Origin of the sequence: Sphingopyxis sp. EG6 (assembly GCF_003609815.1) — a bacterium.
Taxonomy (GTDB): domain Bacteria; phylum Pseudomonadota; class Alphaproteobacteria; order Sphingomonadales; family Sphingomonadaceae; genus Sphingopyxis.
In genome coordinates this window covers 2983725-3008643 of record NZ_AP017603.1, presented here as the reverse complement: position 1 = coordinate 3008643, position 24919 = coordinate 2983725, and the positions used below count along the sequence as shown (strand labels likewise).

Below are 24919 nucleotides of genomic sequence, written 5' to 3'. Positions count from 1 at the left end.
CGTCCTAACGCTTGCCCCCGAACAACTGCCGACCCGCGAGGTCGAGCATGATCTCCTCGCTGCCGCCGCCGATCGCGTTGACGCGCACCTCGCGGTAGATGCGCTCGACCTTGCTGCCGGTGATATAGGACGCGCCGCCCAGCACCTGCGCCGCTTCGCGCGCCACCGCCTCCAGCATCCGCGTCGCCTGTACCTTCAGCATCGCAAAGTCGGCGGGTCGGTCCTTGCCATGCTTGACCTGCCACGCGCAGAGGTCGACCCACGCCTGCGTCGCTTCGATCTGGCGTTCCATGTCGGCGAGCTTGATGCGGATCGACTGGTGGCCGACGAGCGGACGCCCGAAGGTTTCGCGCTGCTGCGCCCATTCGGCGGCCTCGGCCATCGCGACGCGCGCATAGGCGCAGCAGCCCATCGCCATGCCGAGACGTTCGCTGTTGAAATTGCGCATGATGCCGATGAAGCCGCCATTTTCGGGGCCGATCAGATTCGCCGCCGGAACACGCACGTCGCTGAAATGGATCGCCGCGGTGTCGCTGCACCGCCAGCCCATCTTGTCGAGCCGGGTGTGCTCGACGCCGGGGCTGTCCATGTCGATCAGCAGCAGCGAGATACCCGCCGCGCCCGGCCCGCCGGTGCGCACCGCGCAGGTCAGCCAGTCGGCGCGCATGCCGCTGGTGATGAACATCTTGCCGCCGTTGACGATATAATCGTCGCCGTCCTTCACCGCGGTCGTCTTGAGGTTGGCGACATCGCTGCCGCCGCCCGCTTCGGTGATGCCGAGCGCGATGATCTTGTCGCCCGCCAGCACTGGCGGTGCGACGCGCTCCTTCAATTCCTCGGACCCCAGCGCGAGGATCGGCGGCAGCCCGATGCCGTGCGTCATCAGCGACGCGCCGAGTCCGCCCGCGCCCAATGCGGCCAGTTCTTCGGTCAGGACAAGGCCGTGGAAATTGTCGAAGCCCTCCGAATGGCCGCCATATTGCTCAGGGTAGCGCAGGCCCAATATGCCTGCTTCCGCCGCCTTCTTGTGCAGTTCGCGCGGCAGCTCGCCCTCGGCTTCCCAGCGGTCGATATGCGGCGCGATCTCGCGGGTGACAAAGCGCCGCACGCTCTGCGCCAGCGCCTCATGCGTTTCGTCATAATAGGGCGAGCGGGCGCGCCAGTCGTCGAATGCTGTCATGGGGATGATGCTGCGCGTCGTTTACGTAAACGTCAAGTTCGGACGCGCCGAAGGCGCCTTGGAATATCTCACACAAAGACACCAAGGCACAAAGAAGGGAGAAATGCGGCACTCTTTGCGTCTTCGTGTCTTTGTGTGAAAAATTATGGCGCGACCTATCGGTCGCATGGGTGGTCACGGGGTTGCGCCTTCCGCTCAAGCACTTAAGGTCGCGCGCCATGAACAAGCCCATCCTGCTCGCCGGCCTTGCCGCTCTCGCCTTCATCGCCACCCCCGCCGCGGCGCAGAAATCGCCCGAGGCGGTTGCCGAAGCGGCGCTGCAGCGCGCTCCGGTATTCGACGGGCATAATGACGTGCCGTGGGAATTGCGCGGGCAGGTCGGGAACGTCATCAACAATTTCGATTTTCGCGACACGACCAAGCCCAAGCCCGACGGAACCGTAATGCACACCGACATTCAGCGGCTGCGCAAGGGGCGCGTCGGCGCACAATTCTGGTCGGTCTATGTGCCGTCGAACACCAATGAGCAGCTGGCGGTGCAGCAGACAATCGAACAGATCGACGTCGCGAAACGGCTGATCGCGCGTTATCCCGCCGACCTGTCGCTCGCCTATAATTCGGCCGAACTGCAAAGCCAGATGAAGGCGGGCAAGATCGCCGGGATGCTGGGGATCGAGGGCGGCCAGTCGATCGGCTCGTCGCTCGCCGTGCTACGCGAAATGTTCGGCATGGGGGTGCGCTACATGACACTGACCCACAGCAAGAACGTCCCTTGGGCCGACAGCGCGACCGATGCGCCGAAGCACGACGGGCTCACCGATTTCGGGCGCCAGGTGGTGCAGGAAATGAACCGCCTCGGCATGATCGTCGATTTGAGCCACGTCAGCGAAGCGACGATGAAGGACGCGCTGGAAGCAACCAGGGCGCCGGTGATGTTCAGCCATTCGGGGGTGCGCGCGGTCAACGACCATCCGCGCAATGTTCCCGACAGCGTATTGCCCGCGGTCAAGGCCAATGGCGGGGTGATCATGGTCGTGTTCTACGCCGCGTTCGTCGATCCCAATCTGCGCCAACATGGCTTGAAGCGCACGGCCGAGCGGGCGCGGCTCGATGCGCTCTATCTCGGGAACCCCGACGGCGCCGCCGCGGCGCTCAAGGCGTGGGACACGGCCAATCCGCCACCGTCGACCCCGCTCGGGCTCGCCGCCGATCATATCGACCATATCAAGAAGACGATCGGCGTCGACCATATCGGGATCGGCGGCGACTATGACGGCATGGACGCGACCCCGGTCGGGCTGGAGGATGTCACCGGCTATCCGGCGCTGTTCGCCGAACTGGCGCGGCGCGGCTATGCGCAGGCCGAGCTCGAGAAGATTTCGAGCGGCAACATGCTGCGCGTGCTGAAGGCGAACGAAGCTTATGCGGCCAGCCAGAAGGGACAGCCGCCGGTGGAAACGCCGGTGGCGAAGTAGGGCTCACGTCGCCCCCGCGGAGGCGGGGGCCGCTAGCTCAGATTTGCAGTATCGCCGTGTAAACCGACAGCGGCCGCGTTCAGAGGCACGTGACTCTGAAGCGCCCTGCGCGGGGGCGACGATTATTTCCTTCCAAACGGCCACTCCACCGCCCCGCTCGCCCACAGCGCCCACCAGATGATCACCGGCTGCAACGCCAGCCGCGGTCCGTGGTACCACCAGCTCAAGGTCTCGCCGCCGATCGCGATATTGGCGAAGGCGTGGTGGAAATTGGCGGGCCATACGCACAGCGCATAAAGCGCCAGTCCCCACCCCGCCGCCTTGCGCAGCGGCGGGATCATCAGCCCGACCGCCCCCAGGATTTCGGCTATCCCGGTGGCGGTCACCACCAGCTCGGGCTGCGGCACCCACGGCGGGGTGATCGACAGAAACGGCTCGGGCCGCACCAGGTGCAGATACCCCGCATAGCCATAAGCGAGCGCGAGCAGCCAGCGCAGCGCCGTGCGGACGGCGCGCTTCAACGCGCTTTGCCGTCTGCGGGCGTCACCGCCCGATCGCTTCCAGCATCGCCTCGACGCTCACGAATTTCTCGCGCGGGTTGCCGTCGAGCGCTGCGGCGACCTCGGCGGCTTCGATCCGCCGCCAGTCGGCGAAGGTCACCGGCGTCACCCCACGGTTCGCCAGCAACGCATCGAGCCCCGGCCGCCCCGCTTTGCCCGCGCCGCGCCCGACATCCTCCAGCACCAGTTCGGCGATCCGCGCGCCGTCGGGCTTGTTGGTGCCGATCGTCCCCGACGGCCCGCGCCGCGCCCAGCCGACGCAGTACAGCCCCGGCAAGATTCGCCCCTCGTCATTGGCAAAGCGGCCGCGGCCATGTTCATAGGGAACGCCGGGGATCGGCGGGGTCTGATACCCGATGCAGCTGAGGACCAGTCCGGCATCGATCGCATAGGTTTCGCCGGTGCCATGGCTGCGCAGCTCGTCGTCCAGCGTGGTGCGCTCGACGATCACCCGCTGCGCTTTGCCTTCGCCTTCGATCGCCACCGGCATGGCGAAAAAGTCGAAATCGATCGTCACCGGCTTGGCGACGGGATTGGCGGCAAAGCTGCGCAAATGCGTCACCGACTTGCGCATCCCGGGTTCGAGCAGCGCGTCATCTCCTTCCTGCGGCAGGTCGGCGGGGTCGACGCGCGGGCTGGCGCGCTCGAGATGCGCCAGTTCCCCCAGCTCCTTCGGCGTCATCGCGATCTGGTGTGGGCCGCGGCGGCCCAATATGTGGATATGGCGTACCGCGCTTTCGGCGAGCTGCGCGCGCGCGTGCGCGACGATGTCGCTGCCCGCAAATTCCTGCGGGGTCTTCGCCAGAATGCGCGCGACGTCGAGCGCGACATTGCCGTTGCCGATCACCGCGACACCGGCGGTGTCGAGCGGCGGATTCAGCCCGGCAAAATCGGGATGACCATTGTACCACCCGACAAAGGCGGCGCTGCCGATCACCCCCGGCAGGTTGGCGCCGGGAATATCGAGCGGCCGGTCGTTCGGCGCGCCGGTTGCCAGCACCACCGCGTCGTATAATTCGACCAGCTCGTCGATCGTCACGTCGCTGCCGACCGCGACATGGCCGACGAAACGGACATTATCGGTCAGCGCGACGCCTTCGTAGCGGCGCGACACCGCCTTGATCGACTGGTGGTCGGGGGCGACGCCGGTGCGAATCAGGCCATAGGGGACGGGCAGCCGGTCGATGACGTCGACCGCAATATCCTCCGCTTTCTGAAGTGTTTCGGCGGTGTAATAGCCCGCGGGACCCGACCCGACGATTGCGACATGACGCATCAACCCACTCCTTGCGGGTGTCCGCGCGGGCGCGCGGCCCCCCATCTGTTCTTTATCTGTTATGCGCTGATGCTAGCGGCGAAATGCGGCAGGGCAAGCGACCTTGTGCGGACCGGCACGGCGGCCTTGACAGCGCGGCCGCACGATCAAAGACTGGTGATCAGCCATTGCCAACGCAGTGCAGCCAACAATTTTGGGCAGCTGCCGCATCGCGAACATCGGGCGCGGGCGCCAGCGCGCATGATCAGGCACCGCTAACTGTGTGCCATCGGTCGCCTTGCCATATAACCCAATATGGGCGCCCCGCTGCGCGCGACAGTGGATCCCAACTGTCACCATCCGCCATCACGGTCATGCCGGTGGTCTTTTGGGTCGGCGGAATCGTCAGCCCAACGGCCACAAAACCCCTCTGCCCGATAAGCGCCATTCCGCTGTAACCAGCCTGGGTATTCTTGGCTGGAAGTACAGGAAAGGTGATTCCGTTAAACTTCGCCGCATTGGTGATGCTGTCGACATAAAGGGTGCCGTTTGAATGTTCGATACCGAACCGGTCGCCTGCCACACTCACAGACCCGCTTGCAGGCAGGCATATGCAAATCGCTCCGGCCGCCCCTCTTCCGTCATATTGGTTGCCGACACTGGTCAGCATTGCGTTGGTAATCTCTGACATATTTGCAAAGCGCGCGATGTAGTTCATGTAGATTAGGCAACCGACTAGAGTAATGGATGCGCCATCCACGTCTGGCGCAAGGGCAATCGCTCCGGATCGTTGTGCGATCGTCTCGAAATATGTACCGAAGAACGAGGCATCGAGAAATCCAAAGGCGACCGCTGTAAACCCTTCGATAGATCCACCATGCACCTTGATATTCCGGGCCGGATGCGCCGACTGCCCAGCGAAGAAATTCGTCGTCAGGCGCGAGATCGGCGCATAAATGTCAACGTTGTAGGGAGCCGCGCCGTTTGTCCGATAGCCATTGGTGCAGCGATTGAACTCGACCCCAAAAGTCTTGACGTAGAAGGTTGAAGAACCGAACATGACGCACGTTTCCCAGCCCGCGAAAGAGCAGTAATTCATCGTCACGTTGTCAGTCAGGTCGAGACAGCTTGCAGTGGTTCCCGACAGCGTTGCGGTACTTTCGTTGTAGGTTCCGCCCACATTGGTGAAATAGATGTTGTCGAAAGTGGGATTGAAACCGCAATTAAGCGCAATCCCTCTCGTGAGATCGAACTGTATACAAACGCCCGAATCGCCCGGAACAGCGGTCGGACCATAACCCTCTCCCGCTACGTGCAACCAGTTGGGTACCGTAAAGCCGCCACCGGTAACCTTATAGATGCCACGTGGGAAGACGACTTTCCTCGCTCCGCTATCGAACGCTGCCTGAATGGCAGCGCGGTCGTTCGTTGTCCCATCTCCGACTGCGCCAAAATCCTTTACGCTTACCGTCTCACTTAGACGTTCTGAGACAGTGCGACGTACCGCGCCAGCAAGTGTCTGCTCAAATCCTACCATTTTACCGCCGATGGCCGAGGCGAGCGCGGATACAGTCGGGCGAGCATCCAGGGCAGTTTGAACACTCACGTCGCCACCGACCGCAAAATTGTCGCCTCCCGCCGACGCAACTTGAGGCCGTCGGACTGGACCGGCATTCAGCTGCTCTAAAGGAGCCCATAGAGCGCAAGTGCCTGCTGTGGCGAGCATCTGTCGGCGGCCAAGCTTTCGATCACGAAATTTCATAATGTCTCCGTCACAACACCTCGATCTGCCCACGATGCCCCAAGCTGATTGAAAACCCTGTTTGCATGTCGTTTTAACAGCCACGAGTGAGATGAACGAGATGTGGACACATTGGTCCCCTGTAATATCACAATTGTGACGGCGAAATCGTCGCATTGTCACAATCGAACCCCCTTGACCCGCGCAATTCCGCCGCTAAATGGGCTTCACGATTGCCCTGTCGTCTAATGGTAAGACTGCGGTTTCTGATACCGCCTATCGAGGTTCGAATCCTCGCGGGGCATCCAATCCTTCCATCGCTGGATCCTGGCCCTAAGGACGAACTGCCGCGCGATAGCGCGACGGTGCCATGCCGAAGCGCCGGGCAAAGGCCGTCGCAAAGTGACTCGGCGTTGCAAAGCCGGTTGTCAGCGCGACGTCGGTCACCGATTCGTTGGTGTTCCGGAGCCGCCGGGCCGCTTCGTCGAGCCGCACGCGCATGACATATTGCCACGGCGACAGGCCGAACGCTTGCTGGAATGCTGCCGTGAAGCGGCGAACATCCATCCCGACGAGTCCCGCCAGCACGTCAAGGCTGTGGCGGGCGTCGAGTTGCCCGCGAATAGTGTCAGCCAGCAGGATCCGGTCGGACGCCGACAGCTGACGGCGCCGCGATCGTGGGGTGCCGGGCCCATATTGCCGACGAATATGCCATTCCAGGGCAACGCCAAGTCCGCGCGCCGCCATCGTCGACAGATCGTCATCGGCGCTGCGCAAGAGATTCGCCAGCCGGACCGTGGCGCCGAAAAGGCTGTCGTCCCGATACTGGACGCGCGCAGCAAGCGGAGCATCGTCAAGCAGCGCGGTCGGCACGCGGAACTCGACGAACTCGGCCCGTTCGCCCTGCGCCAATGCCGCATAGCGGCACGCCGCCGGGATGACCCAGACATCGCCGCGCGACGGCAGCGCGCTGCCCGACGGCCCAACCGAAAATTCGCAGTCCATCCGGTCCACTTGTCCGCCCAGATGGACAACGATGATGTGGTGATCTTCCTCGAACGCCCAGTCGGTCGGGCGCGCCAGATTTTCGGTCGCAGCCAATATGCCGAGACGACCAATCTGCGCCTGATGCCGTGCGACGACGTCGCGCGGGGATCGCGGCCGGATCCCGTCCCATATCTGTGCGGCTTCGGTCAATCGCCCACCTCGCGAGTCCCCACGACTCGTCCTGCCTAAACCCAAAAACTGCGCCGGAATTGGAAAGCGGACAAGGCGAAAGCTTCTTATCCTCTGGAAAACAGACCCAAAGGAGACATTTGATGGCCGATCACAGCATTAAGGGAAAAACCGTTCTGATCGCGGGCGGCGGCAAGAATCTGGGCGGTCTTATCGCCCGCGACCTGGCCGCGCACGGGGCCAAGGCGATCGCGATCCACTATAACAGCCCCGCCTCTGCTGCCGAGACGGAGGAAACGCTTGCCGCAGTCCGTGCCGCCGGGGCTGAAGCGGTTGCCTTTCAGGCTGACCTCACCTCTGCGGCCGCGGTCGAAAAGCTTTTTGCCGACACCATCGCCGCGCTCGGCCGTCCCGACATCGCGATCAACACGGTCGGGAAAGTGCTGAAAAAGCCGTTCGCCGAGATCAGCGAGGCCGAATATGACGAGATGACGGCGGTCAATTCCAAGACCGCCTTCTTCTTCCTGAAAGAGGCGGGCAAGCATCTGAATGACCATGGCAAGATCTGCACCCTGGTGACGTCGCTGCTTGGCGCTTTCACGCCCTTCTACGCGGCCTATGCGGGCACGAAGGCACCGGTCGAACATTACACCCGCGCGGCGTCGAAGGAATTTGGCGAACGCGGCATTTCGGTAACGGCGATCGGACCCGGGCCGATGGATACGCCCTTTTTCTATCCTGCCGAAGGCGCGGATGCCGTGGCCTATCACAAATCAGCCGGCGCCCTGTCGGCCTTCTCGAAGACCGGCCTTACCGATATCGAGGATATCGTTCCCTGGATTCGTATGCTGGTGTCAGAGGGCTGGTGGATGACCGGCCAGACGATTCTGGTCAACGGCGGCTATACGACCAAGTGACCTCTCCCGGCGGGCGGCGGTTGCCGTCGCCCGCCGCTATCGGGGGCGCTCGCCCGCTTGGAAAAAATATTCTCATTCTGCATCCATTGCCGCTCGCCGCGCCGTCTAGCCTATGATCGGCCGTCGCGCCGGTCCGGGCGGCGGTTTCGCGCGGCGGTTGATTATGTGCTCCCCGGTGCAGTTCAGCCCCGTCTTGCGGGAAGCCGTCGCCTGTGGTTTCACCATGCCAGTGCGGCGTGACGGAGAGATATGCCGATGAATTTTTTGATTGCCGCCGCGGCCGCCGCCGCCACTGCATCCACCCCTGCGGCACCGCCGCCGACCCCGACGACCGTTTCGGTGCCGGTGTCCGAATCGATCAGCGCCGAAGAGATCGCGGCCTATATCAGCCCGCGCGAAATCGCTTCCTATGTCCCGGCGCCGCCGCCGACGACCGAGCTGGTGGCGGTCAGCGACCAGCTGTTCAGCCTGCTCGAAAATGTGACGGTCGTTGCGCTGTTCTGCGTCGGGTTTTTCCTGCTCGCGCGGCTGCTTCACGCGTGGATGCTCCACCGCTCGATCCGCCGCGCGCTCGAAGCCAAGTCGGACGCGGTCGGCCCGCTGATCGAAAAGCTCAACAAGCCCTATGAGCATCTGAGCTGGCAGGGCGGCAAGGAAACGGTCAGCGTCGGCGACGACCGCAACGCGCTGGTCTTGCTGGCGATCGGCCTTGCAATGGCCGGCTTTGGGCTGATCCAGGGGCATGAACAGCTGATCCGCACGTCGGTCGGCGCCGCGCTGTTCCCGATCTTTGTCGGTATCGCCCTGCTTGTCCGCCGCCGCCTCGCGCGCGCCGCGGCTGCCGAGGAGCGTGCCGCTGCGTGATGATGGGAGCGCCGAAGAAGATTGGGCTCTCAACCAGCGGGTTGCCGGGGGAGATCGCGCCGCTTTCCAGCTCCTCGTGCTACGGTACGAAGGGCGGTTGCGCGCCTTCCTTGCACGCGCCGCGGGATGCGACGCCGACGATCTGGCGCAGGAAGCCTTCGTCCGTGCGTGGCAGCGTGCGGGCGATTATCGGGGGCAGGGGAGTTATGCGGCATGGATCATGGGAATCGGCTGGCGGCTGTTTCTCGACCAGCGGCGCACCGCAAAGCGGCGGGAGGGGCTGGCGGGCGCCGATGACGACGCGCCGACGTCGACCGATCCGCGCGGTGCCAGCGACGCGGCGATCGACGCCGACCGCCTGCTCGCCGCGCTGTCGCCGCAGGAACGCGCCGCGCTTACCTTATGCTTCGGCCACGGCTGGTCGCATGGCGAGGCGGCCGAGATCATGGGGGTGCCGCTCGGCACGCTCAAATCCTTGGTCTTGCGCGGGCGCGCCAAGGCGCAGAAGATGATCGGCGAAGGAGCGGACCGATGACGGCCCCGAACGACGCAGCGATGGACGCAATGCTGGCCGCGATGCTGGCGCCGCCGACGCGCGCCGGCGACCGTAATTTCACGTTACAGGTCGAACGCGCGATCGACGCACAGGCCGCCTACGCCCGCGCCCGCGCGCGCTTCTGGCGCAGCTTCGCGTTCGAGGCGCTGGCGATCGCGGCGCTGCTCGCGGCGCTATGGCTGCTGTCATCGGCGCCGATCTTCGCGCCGCTGGCGAGCTCGACCCACTGGGGCCTCGCCTCGCCGCTGCTGCTCATCCTGCTGCTGTGGTTCGGCACGCAGCGCTGGCGGAGCGCTTAGCGGGTCAGAACCCGAGGGTCCTGACCCCAGCGGGCCGCGCGCTGCCGGTCAGTCGTGCTCGATCTCGGCGTCGGGGGTCGGACGCGATTTTCGCGCCTTGGGGCTCGGCGCAATCGATGCCGGACGGTCTGCTTCATTTGCCGCCGCACCCTTAACCAGTGCGTCGAGCGAGCCACCGTCAAAGCCGAGTTCCTTCATCAGGCTGTCGATTACCGGCGCCTGCGCGCGGTAAGCCAGCGCAGCCGACACGGCGTTGCTCGCGAGGTTGCCATTGTCGGCGCTGCCGCCGCTGCTGTTTCCGCCACCGGTCTGGTTGATCCCGTCGACCTGGATGATCTTGATCGAATCGATCGCTTCCATCGGCTTGGCGGCTTCGCGCACCACTTCGGGGAGCACTTTCAACAGCGCCATCTTGGTTTGCAGCGAAATCTGGTCCGACGACAGCAGGTTCGCCGCCTCGTTGATCGCGCGCTGACCTGCCGCTTCGACTTCGAACCGGATGCGCGCGGCTTCCGCGCGCAGCTTTTCGGCCTCGGCCTCGCCTTCGGCCTCCAACCGGACAGCGGCCGCGCGGTTCGCCGCGGCTTCCTTTTCGGCTTCGGCTTCGACCTTTACCGAAATCGCCTGCCGTTCGGCCTCCTTTGCCGCTTCGATCAGTTCGATGCGCTTCAAGCGCTCGGCGACTTCGGTTTCGCGCGCCGTCGCGACCTGTTCCTCGGCGGCAACAGCGATCGCGCGTGCGGCATCGGCCTCGCCGCGCGCCTGACTTTCTTCGCGGCTCTTGTTCTGGATCAGGATCTGCTGTTCCTGCCGTGCCAGTTCGATCGCCTGCTCCTGCGCGATCCGCGCCTCTTCGATCGCGCGGTCGGCTTCGATCTGTTTGGCATCGACCAGCTGTTTCGCCTGAATCCGGGCGTTCTCGGCTTCCTGATTGCGCTGCGCCTGTTCGCGCGCGACCTCGGCCGCCTGCTCGGCGCGCCGGATCTCGATCTCGCGCTGCTGGCCCAGCTTGGCAAATTCATTGTCGCGCGCGATTTCAAAGCTGCGCTTGTCGGCTTCCAGATTCTTGGTCTCGATCTGGACGCGCGTGTCCTGTTCGATGTCGTTGCGGGTTTTCTTGCGCAGTTCGATCTGTTCGGTCAGCTTGGTCAGGCCTTCGGCGTCAAAGGCATTGTTGGCGTTGAAATGCTCGATCGACGTCTGATCGAGCCCGGTCAGCGATACCGATTCCAGCTCGAGCCCGTTCATCGACAGGTCGTTCGAGCTCACCTGCTGCACCTTCTGCACGAAATCGGCGCGCTGCTCGTGCAGCTGGTTCATCGTCATGCCCGCCGCGACGGAACGCAGCGCGTCGACGAACTTGCCCTCGACCAGATCCTTCAGCGCTTCGGGGTTCATCGTGCGCAGGCCCAGCGTCTGCGCCGCCATGGCGATCGATCCCGCATCGGGGCGAACGCGGACGTAAAATTCTGCCTTCACATCGATCCGCAGGCGATCGAGCGTGATCAGCGCGTCGACATTCTTGCGTTCGACCGCCAGCCGCACGGTGTTCATGTTGACCGGCATCGTTTCGTGGAGCACGGGCAGGACCAGCGCACCGCCGTTCATGATTACCCGTTCACCGCGAAATCCCGTGCGGACAAAGGCAATTTCCTTTGTCGCGCGATGATAAAGCCGCGTGACGATCAGTCCCAGAATAAGCAGCGCGGCCAGTCCGATGCCCGCGTAAATAGCAATTTCGATCATGAACTCACCCGTTGCTGTCGATTCGGCTCCCGTCATTGGAAGCTCCCATGTCGATATTAGGGTCAGTCGAGCTTGGGTAAATAGAAATCGCCGCGGGTGAAGGCTTTGAATATATCGCCCTCGCGTTTTACCAACAAGACGCTCTCACCGGTCTGGAAAATCTGGTCGGCGCTGTCGGGTTCGACCATGATTTGATGCGGTTGCCCGTGCTCGTCGGTCACGCGTGCCCGCGCCGGATGGCCAACGCGCGCGGTGCCGATGCTGATTTCTGCGAACCGCCCGATCAGCTCGTCGCGTTCGATCGCCGTGGTTTCGATCCCCGGCAAAACCCGCGCGACGACGCGCGCCGCCGCGCCGGTCACCGGCAGCGCGCCGACGGCGGTCAGCGGCACCATCAGCAAATTGGTGCCCGGACCGCCGGTCAGCGCGGTGATCAACTGTTGCAGCCCCAGCCCGAGCGCCCCGAACAGCGCCAGGAAAATCACCAGCCACATCAGGAAGGGCACGCGGCCGATCCCGGCCCAGGCCAGCAGCGTGTCGGCGACGCCCGCGTCGCCATCAGCATCGCCGTCCGCGTCGATGTCACCCGCCAGCCCGATGGCCTGCACCGCGCCGATCATCAGCATCAGCAGCAGGGCGGCGCTGAAGACGGCATTTTCAGGGGCGAGCAGCTGATCGAACATCGGCATCTGTGTGGCCGCCGGAACGCGGCTTGGCAAGGACGCTATCCGTTCGGCGCGCTCTCGTCGATGCCCTGATATTTCAGCTGCAGATAGCGTTCGCGCGTCGCGAGCTTGTCGAGTTCGCCCGCCGCCAGGCTGCGCGCGGCGCTGCCGATCTCGGCTTCCAGCATCTTGAGGCCGCCGACCAAAGTCTCGTCGGGGGTGCGACCTGCATGGGCTTCGCCGCGTAGCCCGGCGGGGATGCGCTGATAGCCTGCGACCAGTTCGGGCAAATCCTCGCCGACGAGCTTGCGGATGTTTGCCGCCGCGGGGCTCGCCGCGTCGAGCGTCTGGAGCTGCGGCGCGAGCAGGTCGAGCTGGACTCCGATGCCGTCGACCAGCTGGCGCGCCGGGGCGGGCAACATCGGGCGCTGCGCTTCGAGCCAGATTTCGGTGCGCCCCGCAAGCTGCTTGAGGTCGGTCTTGGGCAAATCGGCCTGGCGCGGTTCGGGAAACGGCGTCCGCCCGAACAACACCGCGACCCCGATCAACAGTACGAACAGCGCGAGCAGCCCGGTGAATCCCAGCGGCTGGATCAGCGCCCCGAACAGCGCGGCGCCGAGCAGCACGACCCCGCCGGCGATCAGCACCCGGCCCAGTTTCTTGTACAAATGCTGGCGGCGCAGCGCGACGCTCTTGGTGCCGATCGGGCGGCGGCGTTCGCGCGACCGTTCGATCGCGCTTTCCGCCGACAGCCGGATCTTGTCGACCTCGCTCATGCTCATCGGTCCGCCGTCAACCTTCGAGTGCCGCGAGCGGGCTGTCGGCGCCGCCGACGCTCGCCTGCGCCTGGCTCGCACCCTCGGCGCGCGCGATATAGCCCTTCGACTTCGCGACCTCGCCCTCCAGCGTGTTGACCGTGGTTTTCATGCTGTCGAGCGCCTTCAGCTTGAAAGTGTCGATCGCGTCCATCGTGTCATAGATATTCTGGAACGCGCGTTGCAGCGTTTCCATCGGAATCGTGCTCGACGCCGCCTGCTCGTGGATGCGCGCGGTATTGTCCTTCAGCATCTTCGACGTGCCATCGATGATGTTCGCGGTGGTGGTGTTGAGCGCGGTAATCTGTTCGAGCACCAGCTTCTGGTTGGTCATCGCCTGCGCGACGGTGATCGCGGTCTTGAGCGCACCGACGGTGGTGGTGCTGGCGCGCTCGACGCCCTTCACCAGCTCGACATTATTCTTTTTGACGAGGTCGAGCGCGAGATAGCCCTGCACCGTCACCGCCATCTGTGTCAGCAAATCCTGCGTCCGCTGACGCGCGTAGAACAGCGCATTTTCGCGCAGAACGTTGGCCTTCGCGGGATCGACCCCGTCGAGTTCGGCGGCCTTGTCCTCCAGCTTGCGGTCGAGCGTCTGGGCGATGTGGACCATCTGCTCCAGCTTGCCCATCGCCTCCCACAATTTCCGCCGTTCGACGTCGATCGCGGCATTGTCCATCAGCAGCTCGTCCTTGCCGTTCGCGAGCGCGGTAAGCACGCTCGAGATATGCGACTGGGCGCTGCGATATTTGGCGAAATAATTGGTGGCGCTGCTGCCGAAAATCTTGTCGAGAAAGCCGCGCTTCGAAATCAGCTTGCCGTTCGCCGACGGGTCGAGCCGTTCGACGGTGTTTCGGAGCTCGATCAGATTCTGGCCGATGTCGGTGTCGCGGTCCATCGCCTTGATCGGGCGGTCGAGGAAGCGGTTCGACTGGTTCGCCGCCTCCAGCATTTCCTTGCGGCCCATGTTGGTGATCTGGTCGACCTTCTGGCCAAAGGCGGGCGAGTTGACATCCTGCGCGACCAGATCGTCGATAAAGCCGTCGACGCGTTCCTCCAGCTTCGATTTCTGCTCGCCCGACAGCGGCACCAGCCCCGCCGCCTTTTCGGGCGCGACCGCGGGAACGGGGTCGGGCGGGGTCAGCTTCAGCTCGTCGGTCGCGGTTGCCGTCGCGGTCTGCTCGCTCATTCGTCTTCCTTCCAGCCCCTTGCTGCCTCGCCTATATGGCATGCAGAACTGTGTTATTCAAGCATTACACTTGATTTGCGCTGTTCAATGCCGGCGCGACCCACGCCGACAGGATCAGCTGCGCCATGTGATAGACGAGGATCGGGACCAGCACCATGCCGGCGATTGCGGGCGGAAACAGCGTCGCCGCCAATGGCGCGCCGACCGCGATGCTTTTCTGCGCGCCCGCGAACAGCAAGGTGATGCGGTCGGATCGCGCGAGCCGCAGCAGCGCGCCGAACGCCCACGCCCCGCCGAACGACAGCAGCAATAGCGCCGCCACCGCGGCGCAGACAATGCCGATCTCGCGCCCGTCGAGCTGGTCCCAGATGCCCGCAACGACCGCGGCGGAAAAGGCGACATAGACCGCGACCGCGATCGCGGTGCGGTCCATCGCGGTGGTCAGCCCCTTGTGCGCCAGCACCCACGGCCGCAGCCAGCGCTGCGCCAGCTGTCCGGCGATGAAGGGCAAGAGCAGGATGGCGATGATACGCAGCGCCGCCGCGCCGCTGATCGCGCCCGCGCTGCCCGCGAGCGCCGCGAACAACAGCGGCGAGGCGATGACGCCTGTGAGGTTGAGCAGCGCCGCGGCGACGACGCTCGCCGCGACATTGCCCCCCGCCATCGAACTTGCCGCAGTCGCCGACTGGACGGTCGAGGGCAGGATGCCGAGGAACAGGAAGCCCAGCGCCAATGTGGCAGGCAGAAATGGCGCCGTCGCGTGCTGCGCGCCAAGCCCGAACAGCGCCATGATCCCGAAGCAAAAGGCCAACGCGCCGCCCTGCAATTTCCAGTTGCGGATGCCGTGCAACACCTCGTCGCGCGGGAGCCGGACCCCGTTGAGGAAGAACAGCAGCACGATCGCCGCGGTCGACACCCCTTGGGCGACAGGAACTGCCGCCCCGCGCACCGGCAGCAGGCTGGCGAGCAGGATCGTCGCGAGCAGGATGGGGACGAACCGGTCGGGGAAGATACGGGCGAGCATGGGAGGGCGATGGCGGGGCGGCGCGGATTTGGCAAGAATATGATCCTCCCTGTGGCGAAGCCATGGGGAGGGGGACCGTTCGCGAAGCGAATGGTGGAGGGGCGACAACGTCTGCGCCAAAGCCCTTCCGTCAGCGCTTCGCGCTGCCACCTCCCCATCGCTACGCGACAGGGAGGATCGCCGCTGTCGCTTCCTCGCGCCCAGTCCGTTTGTCCCGAGCGAAGTCGAGGGACGCATGGCGCCGCGCCAGCGTGTCTCGACTTCGCTCGACTCGAACGGGCAGGGAGCTAGATAGCAGGCATGCCCAACCTCCTCATCCTCGCCGCCCTCCCCGAAGAAGCCGACGCCCTGTTTCCGGGCACCGGCACCTCCGACCGCGCCCCCATCCCCCTCCGTCGCCTCACCACCCACGCCCACAGCCTCACCATCGCCACCTGCGGCCTCGGCAAGGTCAACGCCGCGCTCGCCACGGGCCTGCTCGGCGCCGATGGCGACCTTATCCTGATGACCGGCACCTGCGGCGCGCTCGGCGCGGCGCCGGGCGCGTACTGGATCGCCGAGGCGCTCCAGCATGACTATGGCGCCGCCCATCCCGGCGCTTTCCGCCGCTACCGCGCTGGCGACTGGCCGATGGGCGAGGCCGGGGCGGCGCATTTTGCCGCGATGCCCGATCCCGGGCTCGGCCTTCCGCATGCCCGCATCGCCAGCGGCGACAGCTTCATCGCCTGCCCCGATGCCGCCGCAGACCTCGCATCGCTCGGCGCGACGCTCGTCGATATGGAGGTCGGCGCGGTGGCGCAGGCGGCGGCGCGGCTCGGCAAGCCCTGGGCCGCGATCAAGGCGGTGACCGACGACGCCAACGACGCCAGCGGCGGTGATTTTCAGGCGAATCTGGCGCGCGCAGCCCGCGCCGCTGCGGGGCAGATCGAACGGCTGGTGGCGATGCAGTGACCCGCCATCGATAAAGGCTAATAGTCGATGGTAATCCGCACCCTGTCAGGGCTGACCCCGGCGGCGTGCGCGATCTGTTCGCGGCTTCGGTCGACCACCTCCTGAAATCCCCCGGGTGCCGCGTCGTCGAGCTGGTCGGCGGGCGGATCGTCCGATGTGTCGGCAATTTCCGGCGCTGGTTCGATGGGCGGGCCAATCGCGCTTTGCAGCTCTACGGCACTTTTCAGTTCCACCGCGCTCAGCGTCGCCGACGACACCGGCCCTTCGAACTGGCAACCGAACAACCGCCCGCTGGCCCAGATCACGACCGCGGTGATGTCGCCCGCGTGGGGCAGCTCGATTTCGATCCGCTCGCACGGCGCCAGCTTGATGTCGCTTTCGAACAACAGGCCGGTGCCCGAGATATTGTGGATCTGCACTTCGATCCCGGTGCCGTCGTGCTGCACCCCCTTGGCTAACAAGCTGAGCTTCCGGCGCACGTCCTGGCGCTGCTCGACGCCGGATGCCGCTGGCAGGAAATGTCCGAAAACAGCCATAGGCCGTTGTTGGAGTCGGGGCGTTAATAGAAGGTTAGCGGCGGCCGCCAAAGCAGACAGGGCGAATGGGCGGAATGGCAGCTGGCGACCGGAAGTGGACGTACGTCATTTCCTCTCTCCCCTTGTGGGAGAGATACGAAGGCTTGGCAGCTTTGCTGCCTAGCCGCAGTTGAGAGGGGGTTTGCGCGTGCTGGCGTCCGTCCCCTCACCAAGCTTCGCTAGCTCCTGACGGAGCAAGCTGCGCTATCCTCTCCCACAAGGGGAGAGGAGCTCGTCGCAGCTAACCACCCCAAAACCGCCATCCCGCTACCCATAACTCAGATGCGTCGCCTTCCCCCGGAAAATCCAGTGCGCCAGCACCGAATATCCCAGGATCACCGGCAGCACGAACAGCGCGCCGATCAGGATGATGCTCAGCGCTTCGGGCGAGGCCGCCGCCTGCCAGATGTCGAGCCGGTCGGCGATCAGATAGGGGTAGAAGCTGTACGCGATCCCCACGAACCCCAGCGCGAACAAGATGCCCGCCACCGCCAGCGGCACCCACGACAGCTCGTCCTTCGCGCGTAGCGGGCGGCGCAGAAAGATCGCGAGGCCGATGAACAGCGTCGCCGACGCGATCGGGATCGGCAACAGCGCGATAATCTCGGGCAGGCGGAACCAGCGGTCGAAGATGCGTTCCGACAACAGCGGCGTCGCGATCGAGATGATCGCCATCGCCAGCGCCGTCGCCCACAGGCTGATTTCGGCCCAGCGCACCGCGCGCTTCTGCAGATCGCCCTCGACCTTGTAGATCAGCCAGCAGGCGCCGACGAACACATAACCCGCGACTAGCCCCAGCGCGGCGAGCAGGCAGAACAGCACCGCGGCCAGGCTCTGGTCGAACCCCAGCACATAGGCGCCCAGCATATAGCCCTGGCACAGCGCGGTGAGCAAAGAGCCCGCGAAAAAGGCACTGTCCCAGTGCGGCTTGTGCGCGGGCGGCGCCTTGGCGCGAAATTCGAAACTGACCCCGCGCAGGATCAGCGCGACCAGCATCAGCACGACCGGCAGGTAAAGCTGGGTCAGGATCAATCCATGCGCGATCGGAAAGGCGACCAGCAGCAACCCGATGCCCAGCACCAGCCACGTCTCGTTGGCGTCCCAGAACGGCCCGATCGAAGCGACCATCAGGTCGCGGTTTTCGTCCTTCTCCAGCCGCGTTAGCATCCCGACGCCAAGGTCATAGCCGTCGAGGATGACGTAGAGCAGGATCGACAGCCCCATCAGCCCGGCAAAGATGACGGGCAGCCACCAGGCATCGATGAACGGGGTCATGCCGGTTCCTCCTGCGCGGCGGCGGGACCGGGCGCGACGGTGGGTACCGGGAACATCGGTTTGTCGTTCGGCGCCGCCTTGCCCAGCCGCGCGAGGCGGTAGAGCACCGCGATGTAAGCGGTGAGCAGCACCGCATAAACAACCAGATACAGCGTCAGCGAACTCGCCACCATCGCGCTACCGACCGGGCCGACCGCGTCGGCGGTCTTGAGCACACCGGTGACCAGCCACGGCTGGCGGCCGATTTCGGTGACATACCAGCCCGCGAGCGTCGCGACCCAGCCGCTGAAGGTCATCGCGACCAGCGCATGCGCCAGCCAGCGCGGCATCGCATCGACCCCGCGGCGACGGATCGTCCATGCCGCGAACCACGACAGCGCGAGCATCGCGACGCCGATCCCGACCATGATCCGGAAACCCCAGAACAAGGGGGCGACCGGCGGGTGATCGCCTTGGTAATCGTTGAGACCAGGAACGACGCCCGCGGCCTCATGTTTCAGGATCAGGCTGGCGCCCGAGGGAATGGCCACTTCCAGATGGTTGGTGCGCGCTTCTTCGTCGGGGATCGCGAACAGCACGAGCGGGACGTTGCCGCGCGTTTCCCAATTCGCCTCCATCGCCGCGACCTTTTGCGGCTGATGCTCCAGCGTATTCAAGCCATGCAGGTCGCCGACAAAAATCTGCACCGGGATGAGCAGCGCAGCGGCATAGACCGCGGCTTTCAGCGTGCGCCGCACGCCTTCGCCGCCGCCATCCTTCAGCCAGCGCCACGCCGACATCCCCGCGATCAAAAACGCGACGGTCAGCGCCGAGGCGATCAGCATATGGGTCAACCGGTACGGCATCGACGGGTTGAAAATGATCGCCCACCAGTCGGTGGCATGGACGACGCCATCGCGGATCTCATAGCCGACCGGGGTCTGCATCCAACTGTTGAGCACGATGATCCAGAACGCCGACAGCGTCGTGCCGGCGGCGACCAGAAAGGTCGCGAGCGTGTGAACCAAGTTGGGCACCCGGCTGAACCCGAACAGCATGATCCCCAGGAACACCGCCTCAAGGAAGAAAGCGGTCAGCACTTCATAAGCGAGCAGCGGCCCCGCGATATTGCCGACCTTTTCCATATAGCCCGGCCAGTTGGTGCCGAACTGGAAACTCATCGTGATCCCCGACACGACGCCCATCGCAAAGCTCAGCGCAAAGACCTTCACCCACAGGCGATAGGCGTCCATCCACGCGCCGTCTTTGGTCCGGTTATACGCCAGTTTGAAGCCGAGCAGCGCCCAGCCGAGCGCGATCGTGATCGTCGGGAACAGGATGTGGAAACTGATGTTCGCGGCAAACTGGATGCGCGCGAGGATCAGCGGGTCAAGGGCGTCCATGGTCGGCCTCCGTCGCCGTCGGCGTCTTGCCGCGGCCCAGCATGCGATCCTTGAACTCGAGCGCCTTCACCACGCGCTCGCCGAGCCGGAGCAGCTGGAGCAGCCGCTCATTGTCGAGCCGCCGCATCTCGGCATACCAGTCGGTCAGCAGCTCGATCTGCTCGTGCATCGCCGCCATCCGCTCCTGCGCAAAACGGTCGGCAGGATCGACGGCGGGTTCCATCATCAGCGCGCGCAGCGTCGTCAGCGTCGGGTCGATCTCGCGCTTCTTGCGTTCTTCGACCAGGGTGCGGAAAATCGCCCACACGTCGCGCGGCGTCTCGTAATAGTCGCGGCGGTCGCCGGGGACGTGGCGGAGCTGGACGAGGTTCCAGCTCGCCAGTTCCTTCAGCCCCATCGACACGCTGCCGCGCGACAGGCTCAGCGCCTCGCTGATCTCCTCGGCATGGCGCGGCGCGTCGGCCAGGAACAGCATCGCGTAGATCTGGCCGACCGTCCGGTTGATCCCCCAGCGGCTTCCCATCTCGCCGAAATGCAGGACAAACGCCTGCGCAAGCGGGGAGAGCCGGAACGGCGGCGATGGCGAGGCCGCTGGAGAATCGGGGGCAGGCGACAAATCCATGTCCGCGCCATACGCTTCAATTTCTGAAGTTTCAATAATTATTGAAACTTGGCGCAGCCAATTCGACGCGACGCGGCACCTTCGGCCACTTCGGCAATCATGTTGCGCCGCAGCACCCATTCTGTTAGGGGCGCGGCGTTTCGCGGCGCTCCGGGCGCTGCCCCCTCCCTATCCAAGGCCCGTTCCCGCATGTCTCTGCGCAATATAGCCATTATCGCACATGTCGATCATGGAAAAACCACCCTCGTCGACCAGCTGTTCCGCCAGTCGGGTACCTTTCGCGACAACCAGCGTGTCGAGGAAAGAGCCATGGATTCCAATGACTTGGAAAAGGAGCGCGGGATCACGATTCTCGCCAAGTGCACCTCGGTCGAATGGGGTGAGGGCGCCGACCAGACGCGGATCAACATCGTCGACACCCCGGGCCACGCCGATTTCGGCGGCGAGGTCGAGCGGATCCTGAGCATGGTCGATGGCGTCATCCTGCTCGTCGACGCCGCCGAAGGCCCGATGCCGCAGACCAAGTTCGTGACCGGCAAGGCGCTCGCGCTCGGCCTGAAACCGATCGTCGTCGTCAACAAGATCGACCGCAGCGACGCCCGCGCCGCCGAAGTGCTCGACGAAGTGTTCGAACTGTTCCTGACCCTCGAAGCCAATGACGAACAGCTCGACTTCCCGATCCTCTACGCCTCGGGCCGCGGCGGCTATGCGTCGGAAAGCCCCGATGCGCGCGAAGGCGACCTGACCCCGCTGTTCGAAACGATCGTCCGCCACGTCCCCGAACCCGGCCTCGACGAGAATGCCCCCTTCACCTTCCTCGCGACCCTGCTCGACCGCGACAATTTCATCGGCCGCATCCTGACCGGCCGCGTCCAGTCGGGGACGGTCAAGGTCAACCAGCCGATCCACGCGCTCGACATGGACGGCAAGGTGATCGAAGCCGGCCGCGCGTCGAAGCTGCTCGCGTTCCGCGGGCTCGACCGGGTGCCGGTCGAGGAAGCCAAGGCGGGCGACATCGTCGCGATCGCGGGCCTGACCAACGCGACCGTCGCGAACACCATCGCCGACACCAGCGTCAGCGAACCGATCGCCGCGCAGCCGATCGACCCACCGACGCTGTCGATGCGCTTTGCCGTCAATGACAGCCCGATGGCGGGCCGCGAGGGCAGCAAGGTGACGAGCCGCATGATCCGCGATCGCCTGTTCCGCGAAGCCGAAACCAATGTCGCGATCCGCATCACCGAAAGCGCCGACAAGGACAGTTTCGAAGTTGCGGGCCGCGGCGAACTTCAGCTGGGCGTGCTGATCGAAACGATGCGCCGCGAAGGCTTCGAACTCGGCATCAGCCGCCCGCGCGTGCTGTATGGCGAGGACGAGGCTGGCAAGCGCACCGAACCTTATGAAACCGTCGTCATCGACGTCGACGACGAACATAGCGGCACGGTCGTCGAGAAGATGCAGATCCGCAAGGCCGACCTCACCGACATGCGCCCGTCGGGCGGCGGCAAGACGCGCATCACCTTCAGCGGCCCGTCGCGCGGCCTGATCGGCTATCACGGCGAATTCCTGTCCGACACGCGCGGCACCGGGATCATGAACCGCCTGTTCGAGAAATATGGCCCGTACAAGGGCGTGATCGAGGGCCGCAAGAATGGCGTCCTGATCTCGAACGGCAATGGCGAAGCGGTTGCTTACGCGCTCGGCCCGCTCGAAGAGCGCGGCATCCTGTTCGTGTCGCCCGGCGAGGCGCTCTATGAGGGCATGATCATCGGCGAGAATGCCAAGCCCGAGGATCTCGAGGTCAACCCGATGAAGTCGAAGCAGCTCACGAACTTCCGTTCGACGGGCAAGGACGACGCGATCCGGCTGACCCCGCCGAAGCGCATGACGCTGGAACAGGCGATCGCGTATATCGACGATGACGAGATGGTCGAGGTGACCCCGAAGAATATCCGCATCCGCAAGGCGATCCTCGACCCGCACGAGCGGAAGAAGGCGAGCCGCAAGAAGGAAGCGGCGTAAGATACGGACCGGTGGCCTCAAAGGCCGCCGGTTTTGTTTTGGGTGTTTCCTTCTCGGTTTTCGTCATGCTGAACTCGTTTCAGCATCCATGGCCCGCGCTCTCGTTCGGCGCCGCGTTACTGGATAGAGCAGGCCATGGACCCTGAAACGAGTTCAGGGTGACGAGACAAAGGGACGGGGCGTATGGCAGGAACCACAGCATGACCCGCCTGATCCTGTTCAACAAACCTTACGGCGTGCTGTCGCAATTCACCGACAAGGGGATGACTGCACCGGCCGACGGCCCGCGCGCGACCTTGTCCGACTATATCGACGTGCCGGGCGTCTATCCCGCCGGGCGGCTGGACCGCGACAGCGAAGGCTTGCTGATCCTGACCGACGACGGCGCGTTGCAGGCGCGGATTTCGTCGCCGAAGCACAAGATGCCCAAAACCTATCTGGCGCAGGTCGAGGGTGAGCCCGATGATGCCGCGCTGGCGGCGCTCGCCCGCGGTATCACGCTGAACGACGGCCCGACGCGCCCCGCGACCGTGCGCCGCATCGAGGCACCGAAGCTGTGGGACCGCGACCCGCCGGTGCGCTACCGCAAGAGCGTGCCCGACAGCTGGATCGAACTCACCATCACCGAAGGCCGCAACCGCCAGGTGCGGCGGATGACGGCGGCGGTCGGGTTTCCGACGCTGCGGCTGGTGCGGTGGCGGATCGGGGGGTGGGAGATTGGGGATTTGGCCGTAGGGGAGTGGCGGGAGGTCAATTGAGCCTTGTTTCGGATTTAATCTGAGAGCTCTCTTCTAGCTACTCAAAGCAGGCCTAAACGCCTTCCAATTCCCCGATAGTATATGTCCTCAAACGGCTTGTTGTTTTTGGCTAGCAGTTTTGCGGCCTGAGCTGGCGGAGCGGCGTTGTTTTTGAGTGCGGAGAGAAGGCAGAGAAACTTATCATGTGTGATGGCTGTGCCTCGCGAAGGATTCGGATTTTTTAGCGCGTCAAACATCGCCACAAAAGTTTTACGATCTGAGGCCAGGCGTCTGTGAAATTTATATGTATCCCGGACACCATTGTTTCGGGAACGGCCAAGCAAATTTAAGAAGGATGGCCCTAGCGGCGTATCGATAAATAGAGGTGTAAATGAACCGACAATTCGACCCAGTCTTTCATGTGGAACCCAAATTCTCTCAGTCTTTTGGATTGTATCTAATAAATTATCTGCAAGACCGTACTTAGATTGCAACCAAAGCCTACTGTATAATCCAAAATAAGATTCTGGATCACATGATTCTATGATAGTATCTATACTGTCATTGATTTTGTGACGAGATTTCACCAATGTCTCAACAAGATGGTTTGTCAATTCTACCATGCCGGCTTCGTCGGTTAGCAAGCCTGATGTTGCGGCGTCCGCAAGTACTTTAATCCGGGCCGACGTTAAAGGTGAATGGCGGATATATGCGAATACTTTGTCGCGGACGCTCGGGCGGAAAATAATAATTTTTGAAAGAGATTTTGATGCTACGCGAGCCTTAGTTTTACCAGCTAGAGTGAGCCATCGTTTGAGAATTTTGTCCCCAGCCCCGGTATCGAAACTCTTTCGCTTTAATCCCCTGCGGATGTGGGTCTCAACGAAATTCCGTTCGCGTTCTAACGTCAGGCCACCTTTGAGTTTCCGAGCGATGCGATTATCAAGAAAATCCAGCCGGGCGTTTTCCCGCACTCGAAAATGCGCTAACGCTGCGGCCCGAGTGAGGATCTGTGTTTTCCCGCTATTTAGTCGAATTTGCTTCGTCTGTAGCACCAAATCTATAGATTTTAGAACGTTTTTTGCCGACACGAGGGTATCTACACCGACATCTATGTCGTCCATGTAACGAACGAAATCGCGAGATGGGTCGCTATCCAGAAAGGCGTCCAATTCATAAAGAAGGCAGTGCGCCAAAAGTCGGGGAGCATCCATATTAATTTGAGGGAGGCCAACTTCCACTCTCGGCGTATAATCGGGCTGCCACAGAAGATCCGACAGGACGAATATGAGCATATCGATAATGCACTCTTGCACTCCAGAAATACTCGAGATTACGTTCCTAAGGTGAGTATAAGAGATGCTATCATAATAATTAGCAATGTCAGTTACGACAATAAATTCTCGAGTTTTTGAGAATCTAAATAGTTCACGCTGAAAATTTAGCCAAGACGCAAAAGTTCCATATTCATGGCGAGTTGATGAAAATCTGTGCTCTCTCGGTTCAAAGAATGATTTTTTGGTTGGCTCTTTTCCGCGTATCTCAGCGTACAACGCGTCAGATAGGCTTTGAAGGACGATGGCATCTCTTATGCTCGGAATTACCAGTTGACGACATAGTCCCTTGCTCATCTCGACCAGTATCCGTTGTGCTCGAGATGGCACGTACTCGCCATTCAAGATGAGGCGAGAAAGCTTTTGACATTCTACCGTCCGAGCCAAATGAAAATCAAAGTTTTCAATGCCGTCGTTGATAAACTGATCGCGCATGGCAACTCGGACTTTTTCTGTCCAAATACGCTCAAGATTAGACGGAGAAAATATCCTGCGTAATGGAGCAGCGCGTATATCGAAACGCGGCGATTTCATTGTATCCCCCTGACTGCAAAGCCAT

At 63.3% G+C, this 24919-nt stretch carries 23 protein-coding genes and 1 tRNA gene; 9 read left to right on the top strand and 15 right to left on the bottom strand.

All coding sequences use genetic code 11. The features are described 5' to 3' along the window. Nucleotides 1-4 precede the first annotated feature (4 nt). Nucleotides 5-1180, bottom strand: a complete 1176-nt coding sequence (locus SPYCW_RS14585) for an acyl-CoA dehydrogenase family protein (protein ID WP_120217394.1) — start codon at nucleotides 1178-1180, stop codon at nucleotides 5-7. A gap of 218 nt (nucleotides 1181-1398) precedes the next feature. On the opposite strand from SPYCW_RS14585, the gene SPYCW_RS14580 reads away from it, so the two are divergent. Next, the gene (locus SPYCW_RS14580) at nucleotides 1399-2655 is read left to right on the top strand and encodes a dipeptidase (RefSeq protein WP_120217393.1); all 1257 of its coding nucleotides are present in this window, start codon (nucleotides 1399-1401) and stop codon (nucleotides 2653-2655) included. Between the two features lie 122 nt (nucleotides 2656-2777). Here SPYCW_RS14580 and SPYCW_RS14575 read toward each other — a convergent pair whose 3' ends face one another. The 3 genes from SPYCW_RS14575 to SPYCW_RS14565 all read right to left on the bottom strand — a co-directional run bounded on the left by SPYCW_RS14575 (nucleotide 2778) and on the right by SPYCW_RS14565 (nucleotide 6232). Next, the gene (locus SPYCW_RS14575; RefSeq protein ID WP_120217392.1) at nucleotides 2778-3176 is read right to left on the bottom strand and encodes a DoxX family protein; all 399 of its coding nucleotides are present in this window, start codon (nucleotides 3174-3176) and stop codon (nucleotides 2778-2780) included. Nucleotides 3177-3198: 22 nt separating this feature from the next. Then, the gene (locus SPYCW_RS14570) at nucleotides 3199-4491 is read right to left on the bottom strand and encodes an FAD-dependent oxidoreductase (protein ID WP_120217391.1); all 1293 of its coding nucleotides are present in this window, start codon (nucleotides 4489-4491) and stop codon (nucleotides 3199-3201) included. A 244-nt stretch (nucleotides 4492-4735) separates the two neighbouring features. Beyond that, a complete protein-coding gene (locus SPYCW_RS14565; RefSeq protein ID WP_172595512.1) occupies nucleotides 4736-6232 on the bottom strand; it encodes a glycosyl hydrolase family 28-related protein in 1497 nt (498 codons plus the stop codon). Nucleotides 6233-6445: 213 nt separating this feature from the next. Between SPYCW_RS14565 and SPYCW_RS14560 the strand changes: the two genes are divergently transcribed. After that, nucleotides 6446-6519, top strand: a tRNA-Gln gene (locus tag SPYCW_RS14560). 25 nt (nucleotides 6520-6544) lie between these two features. Here SPYCW_RS14560 and SPYCW_RS19340 read toward each other — a convergent pair. After that, a complete protein-coding gene (locus tag SPYCW_RS19340; protein ID WP_145985996.1) occupies nucleotides 6545-7408 on the bottom strand; it encodes a helix-turn-helix transcriptional regulator in 864 nt (287 codons plus the stop codon). Nucleotides 7409-7530: 122 nt separating this feature from the next. Between SPYCW_RS19340 and SPYCW_RS14550 the strand changes: the two genes are divergently transcribed. From SPYCW_RS14550 to SPYCW_RS14535, 4 genes are all read left to right on the top strand, one after another. Further along, the gene (locus SPYCW_RS14550; RefSeq protein ID WP_120217388.1) at nucleotides 7531-8304 is read left to right on the top strand and encodes an SDR family oxidoreductase; all 774 of its coding nucleotides are present in this window, start codon (nucleotides 7531-7533) and stop codon (nucleotides 8302-8304) included. Nucleotides 8305-8559: 255 nt separating this feature from the next. Further along, nucleotides 8560-9168 carry a hypothetical protein gene (locus SPYCW_RS14545; RefSeq protein WP_172595511.1) on the top strand — a complete coding sequence of 203 codons (609 nt, stop codon included), beginning with the start codon at nucleotides 8560-8562 and terminating at the stop codon, nucleotides 9166-9168. Continuing rightward, the gene (locus SPYCW_RS14540) at nucleotides 9155-9703 is read left to right on the top strand and encodes an RNA polymerase sigma factor (protein WP_172595510.1); all 549 of its coding nucleotides are present in this window, start codon (nucleotides 9155-9157) and stop codon (nucleotides 9701-9703) included. Before SPYCW_RS14545 ends, SPYCW_RS14540 begins: the two co-directional genes overlap by 14 nt. Continuing rightward, nucleotides 9700-10023: a hypothetical protein gene (locus SPYCW_RS14535; RefSeq protein ID WP_120217385.1), complete on the top strand. Its 324-nt coding sequence runs from the start codon at nucleotides 9700-9702 to the stop codon at nucleotides 10021-10023. The genes SPYCW_RS14540 and SPYCW_RS14535 overlap by 4 nt, the downstream gene beginning before the upstream one ends. A gap of 48 nt (nucleotides 10024-10071) precedes the next feature. On the opposite strand, the gene SPYCW_RS14530 is transcribed toward SPYCW_RS14535, so the two are convergent. The 5 genes from SPYCW_RS14530 to SPYCW_RS14510 all read right to left on the bottom strand — a co-directional run bounded on the left by SPYCW_RS14530 (nucleotide 10072) and on the right by SPYCW_RS14510 (nucleotide 15462). Beyond that, nucleotides 10072-11805 carry a flotillin family protein gene (locus SPYCW_RS14530; protein WP_120217384.1) on the bottom strand — a complete coding sequence of 578 codons (1734 nt, stop codon included), beginning with the start codon at nucleotides 11803-11805 and terminating at the stop codon, nucleotides 10072-10074. A gap of 26 nt (nucleotides 11806-11831) precedes the next feature. Beyond that, a complete protein-coding gene (locus SPYCW_RS14525; protein ID WP_120218329.1) occupies nucleotides 11832-12452 on the bottom strand; it encodes a YqiJ family protein in 621 nt (206 codons plus the stop codon). A 41-nt stretch (nucleotides 12453-12493) separates the two neighbouring features. Next, on the bottom strand, nucleotides 12494-13216 hold the full coding sequence (locus tag SPYCW_RS14520) for a hypothetical protein (protein ID WP_120217383.1): 723 nt from the start codon (nucleotides 13214-13216) through the stop codon (nucleotides 12494-12496). Nucleotides 13217-13226: 10 nt separating this feature from the next. Further along, the gene (locus tag SPYCW_RS14515) at nucleotides 13227-14438 is read right to left on the bottom strand and encodes a toxic anion resistance protein (RefSeq protein ID WP_120217382.1); all 1212 of its coding nucleotides are present in this window, start codon (nucleotides 14436-14438) and stop codon (nucleotides 13227-13229) included. A 64-nt stretch (nucleotides 14439-14502) separates the two neighbouring features. Next, complete coding sequence (locus tag SPYCW_RS14510) at nucleotides 14503-15462, bottom strand: bile acid:sodium symporter family protein (RefSeq protein WP_120217381.1); 960 nt, start codon at nucleotides 15460-15462, stop codon at nucleotides 14503-14505. Nucleotides 15463-15762: 300 nt separating this feature from the next. Here SPYCW_RS14510 and SPYCW_RS14500 point away from each other — a divergent pair, with 300 nt between their 5' ends. Further along, nucleotides 15763-16413 carry a 5'-methylthioadenosine/S-adenosylhomocysteine nucleosidase family protein gene (locus SPYCW_RS14500; RefSeq protein WP_120217380.1) on the top strand — a complete coding sequence of 217 codons (651 nt, stop codon included), beginning with the start codon at nucleotides 15763-15765 and terminating at the stop codon, nucleotides 16411-16413. A gap of 17 nt (nucleotides 16414-16430) precedes the next feature. Here the strand turns inward: SPYCW_RS14500 and SPYCW_RS14495 are convergent, their stop codons facing one another. From SPYCW_RS14495 to SPYCW_RS14480, 4 genes are all read right to left on the bottom strand, one after another. Then, nucleotides 16431-16949 (bottom strand): PilZ domain-containing protein, encoded by a 519-nt coding sequence (locus SPYCW_RS14495; RefSeq protein ID WP_120217379.1) that lies wholly within the window; start codon nucleotides 16947-16949, stop codon nucleotides 16431-16433. A gap of 306 nt (nucleotides 16950-17255) precedes the next feature. Continuing rightward, nucleotides 17256-18263 (bottom strand): cytochrome d ubiquinol oxidase subunit II, encoded by a 1008-nt coding sequence (locus tag SPYCW_RS14490; RefSeq protein WP_120217378.1) that lies wholly within the window; start codon nucleotides 18261-18263, stop codon nucleotides 17256-17258. Beyond that, the gene (locus tag SPYCW_RS14485) at nucleotides 18260-19645 is read right to left on the bottom strand and encodes a cytochrome ubiquinol oxidase subunit I (protein ID WP_120217377.1); all 1386 of its coding nucleotides are present in this window, start codon (nucleotides 19643-19645) and stop codon (nucleotides 18260-18262) included. Before SPYCW_RS14485 ends, SPYCW_RS14490 begins: the two co-directional genes overlap by 4 nt. Then, nucleotides 19632-20267, bottom strand: a complete 636-nt coding sequence (locus tag SPYCW_RS14480) for a GbsR/MarR family transcriptional regulator (RefSeq protein WP_120217376.1) — start codon at nucleotides 20265-20267, stop codon at nucleotides 19632-19634. Before SPYCW_RS14480 ends, SPYCW_RS14485 begins: the two co-directional genes overlap by 14 nt. 189 nt (nucleotides 20268-20456) lie before the next feature. Between SPYCW_RS14480 and typA the strand changes: the two genes are divergently transcribed. After that, entirely contained in the window at nucleotides 20457-22289 is a 1833-nt protein-coding gene (gene typA / locus SPYCW_RS14475; protein WP_120217375.1) for a translational GTPase TypA, read from the top strand. A 200-nt stretch (nucleotides 22290-22489) separates the two neighbouring features. Beyond that, nucleotides 22490-23047: a pseudouridine synthase gene (locus tag SPYCW_RS14470; RefSeq protein WP_120217374.1), complete on the top strand. Its 558-nt coding sequence runs from the start codon at nucleotides 22490-22492 to the stop codon at nucleotides 23045-23047. Nucleotides 23048-23088: 41 nt separating this feature from the next. Here the strand turns inward: SPYCW_RS14470 and SPYCW_RS14465 are convergent, their stop codons facing one another. Continuing rightward, nucleotides 23089-24894, bottom strand: a complete 1806-nt coding sequence (locus tag SPYCW_RS14465) for an RNA-directed DNA polymerase (RefSeq protein WP_120217373.1) — start codon at nucleotides 24892-24894, stop codon at nucleotides 23089-23091. Nucleotides 24895-24919 lie beyond the last annotated feature (25 nt).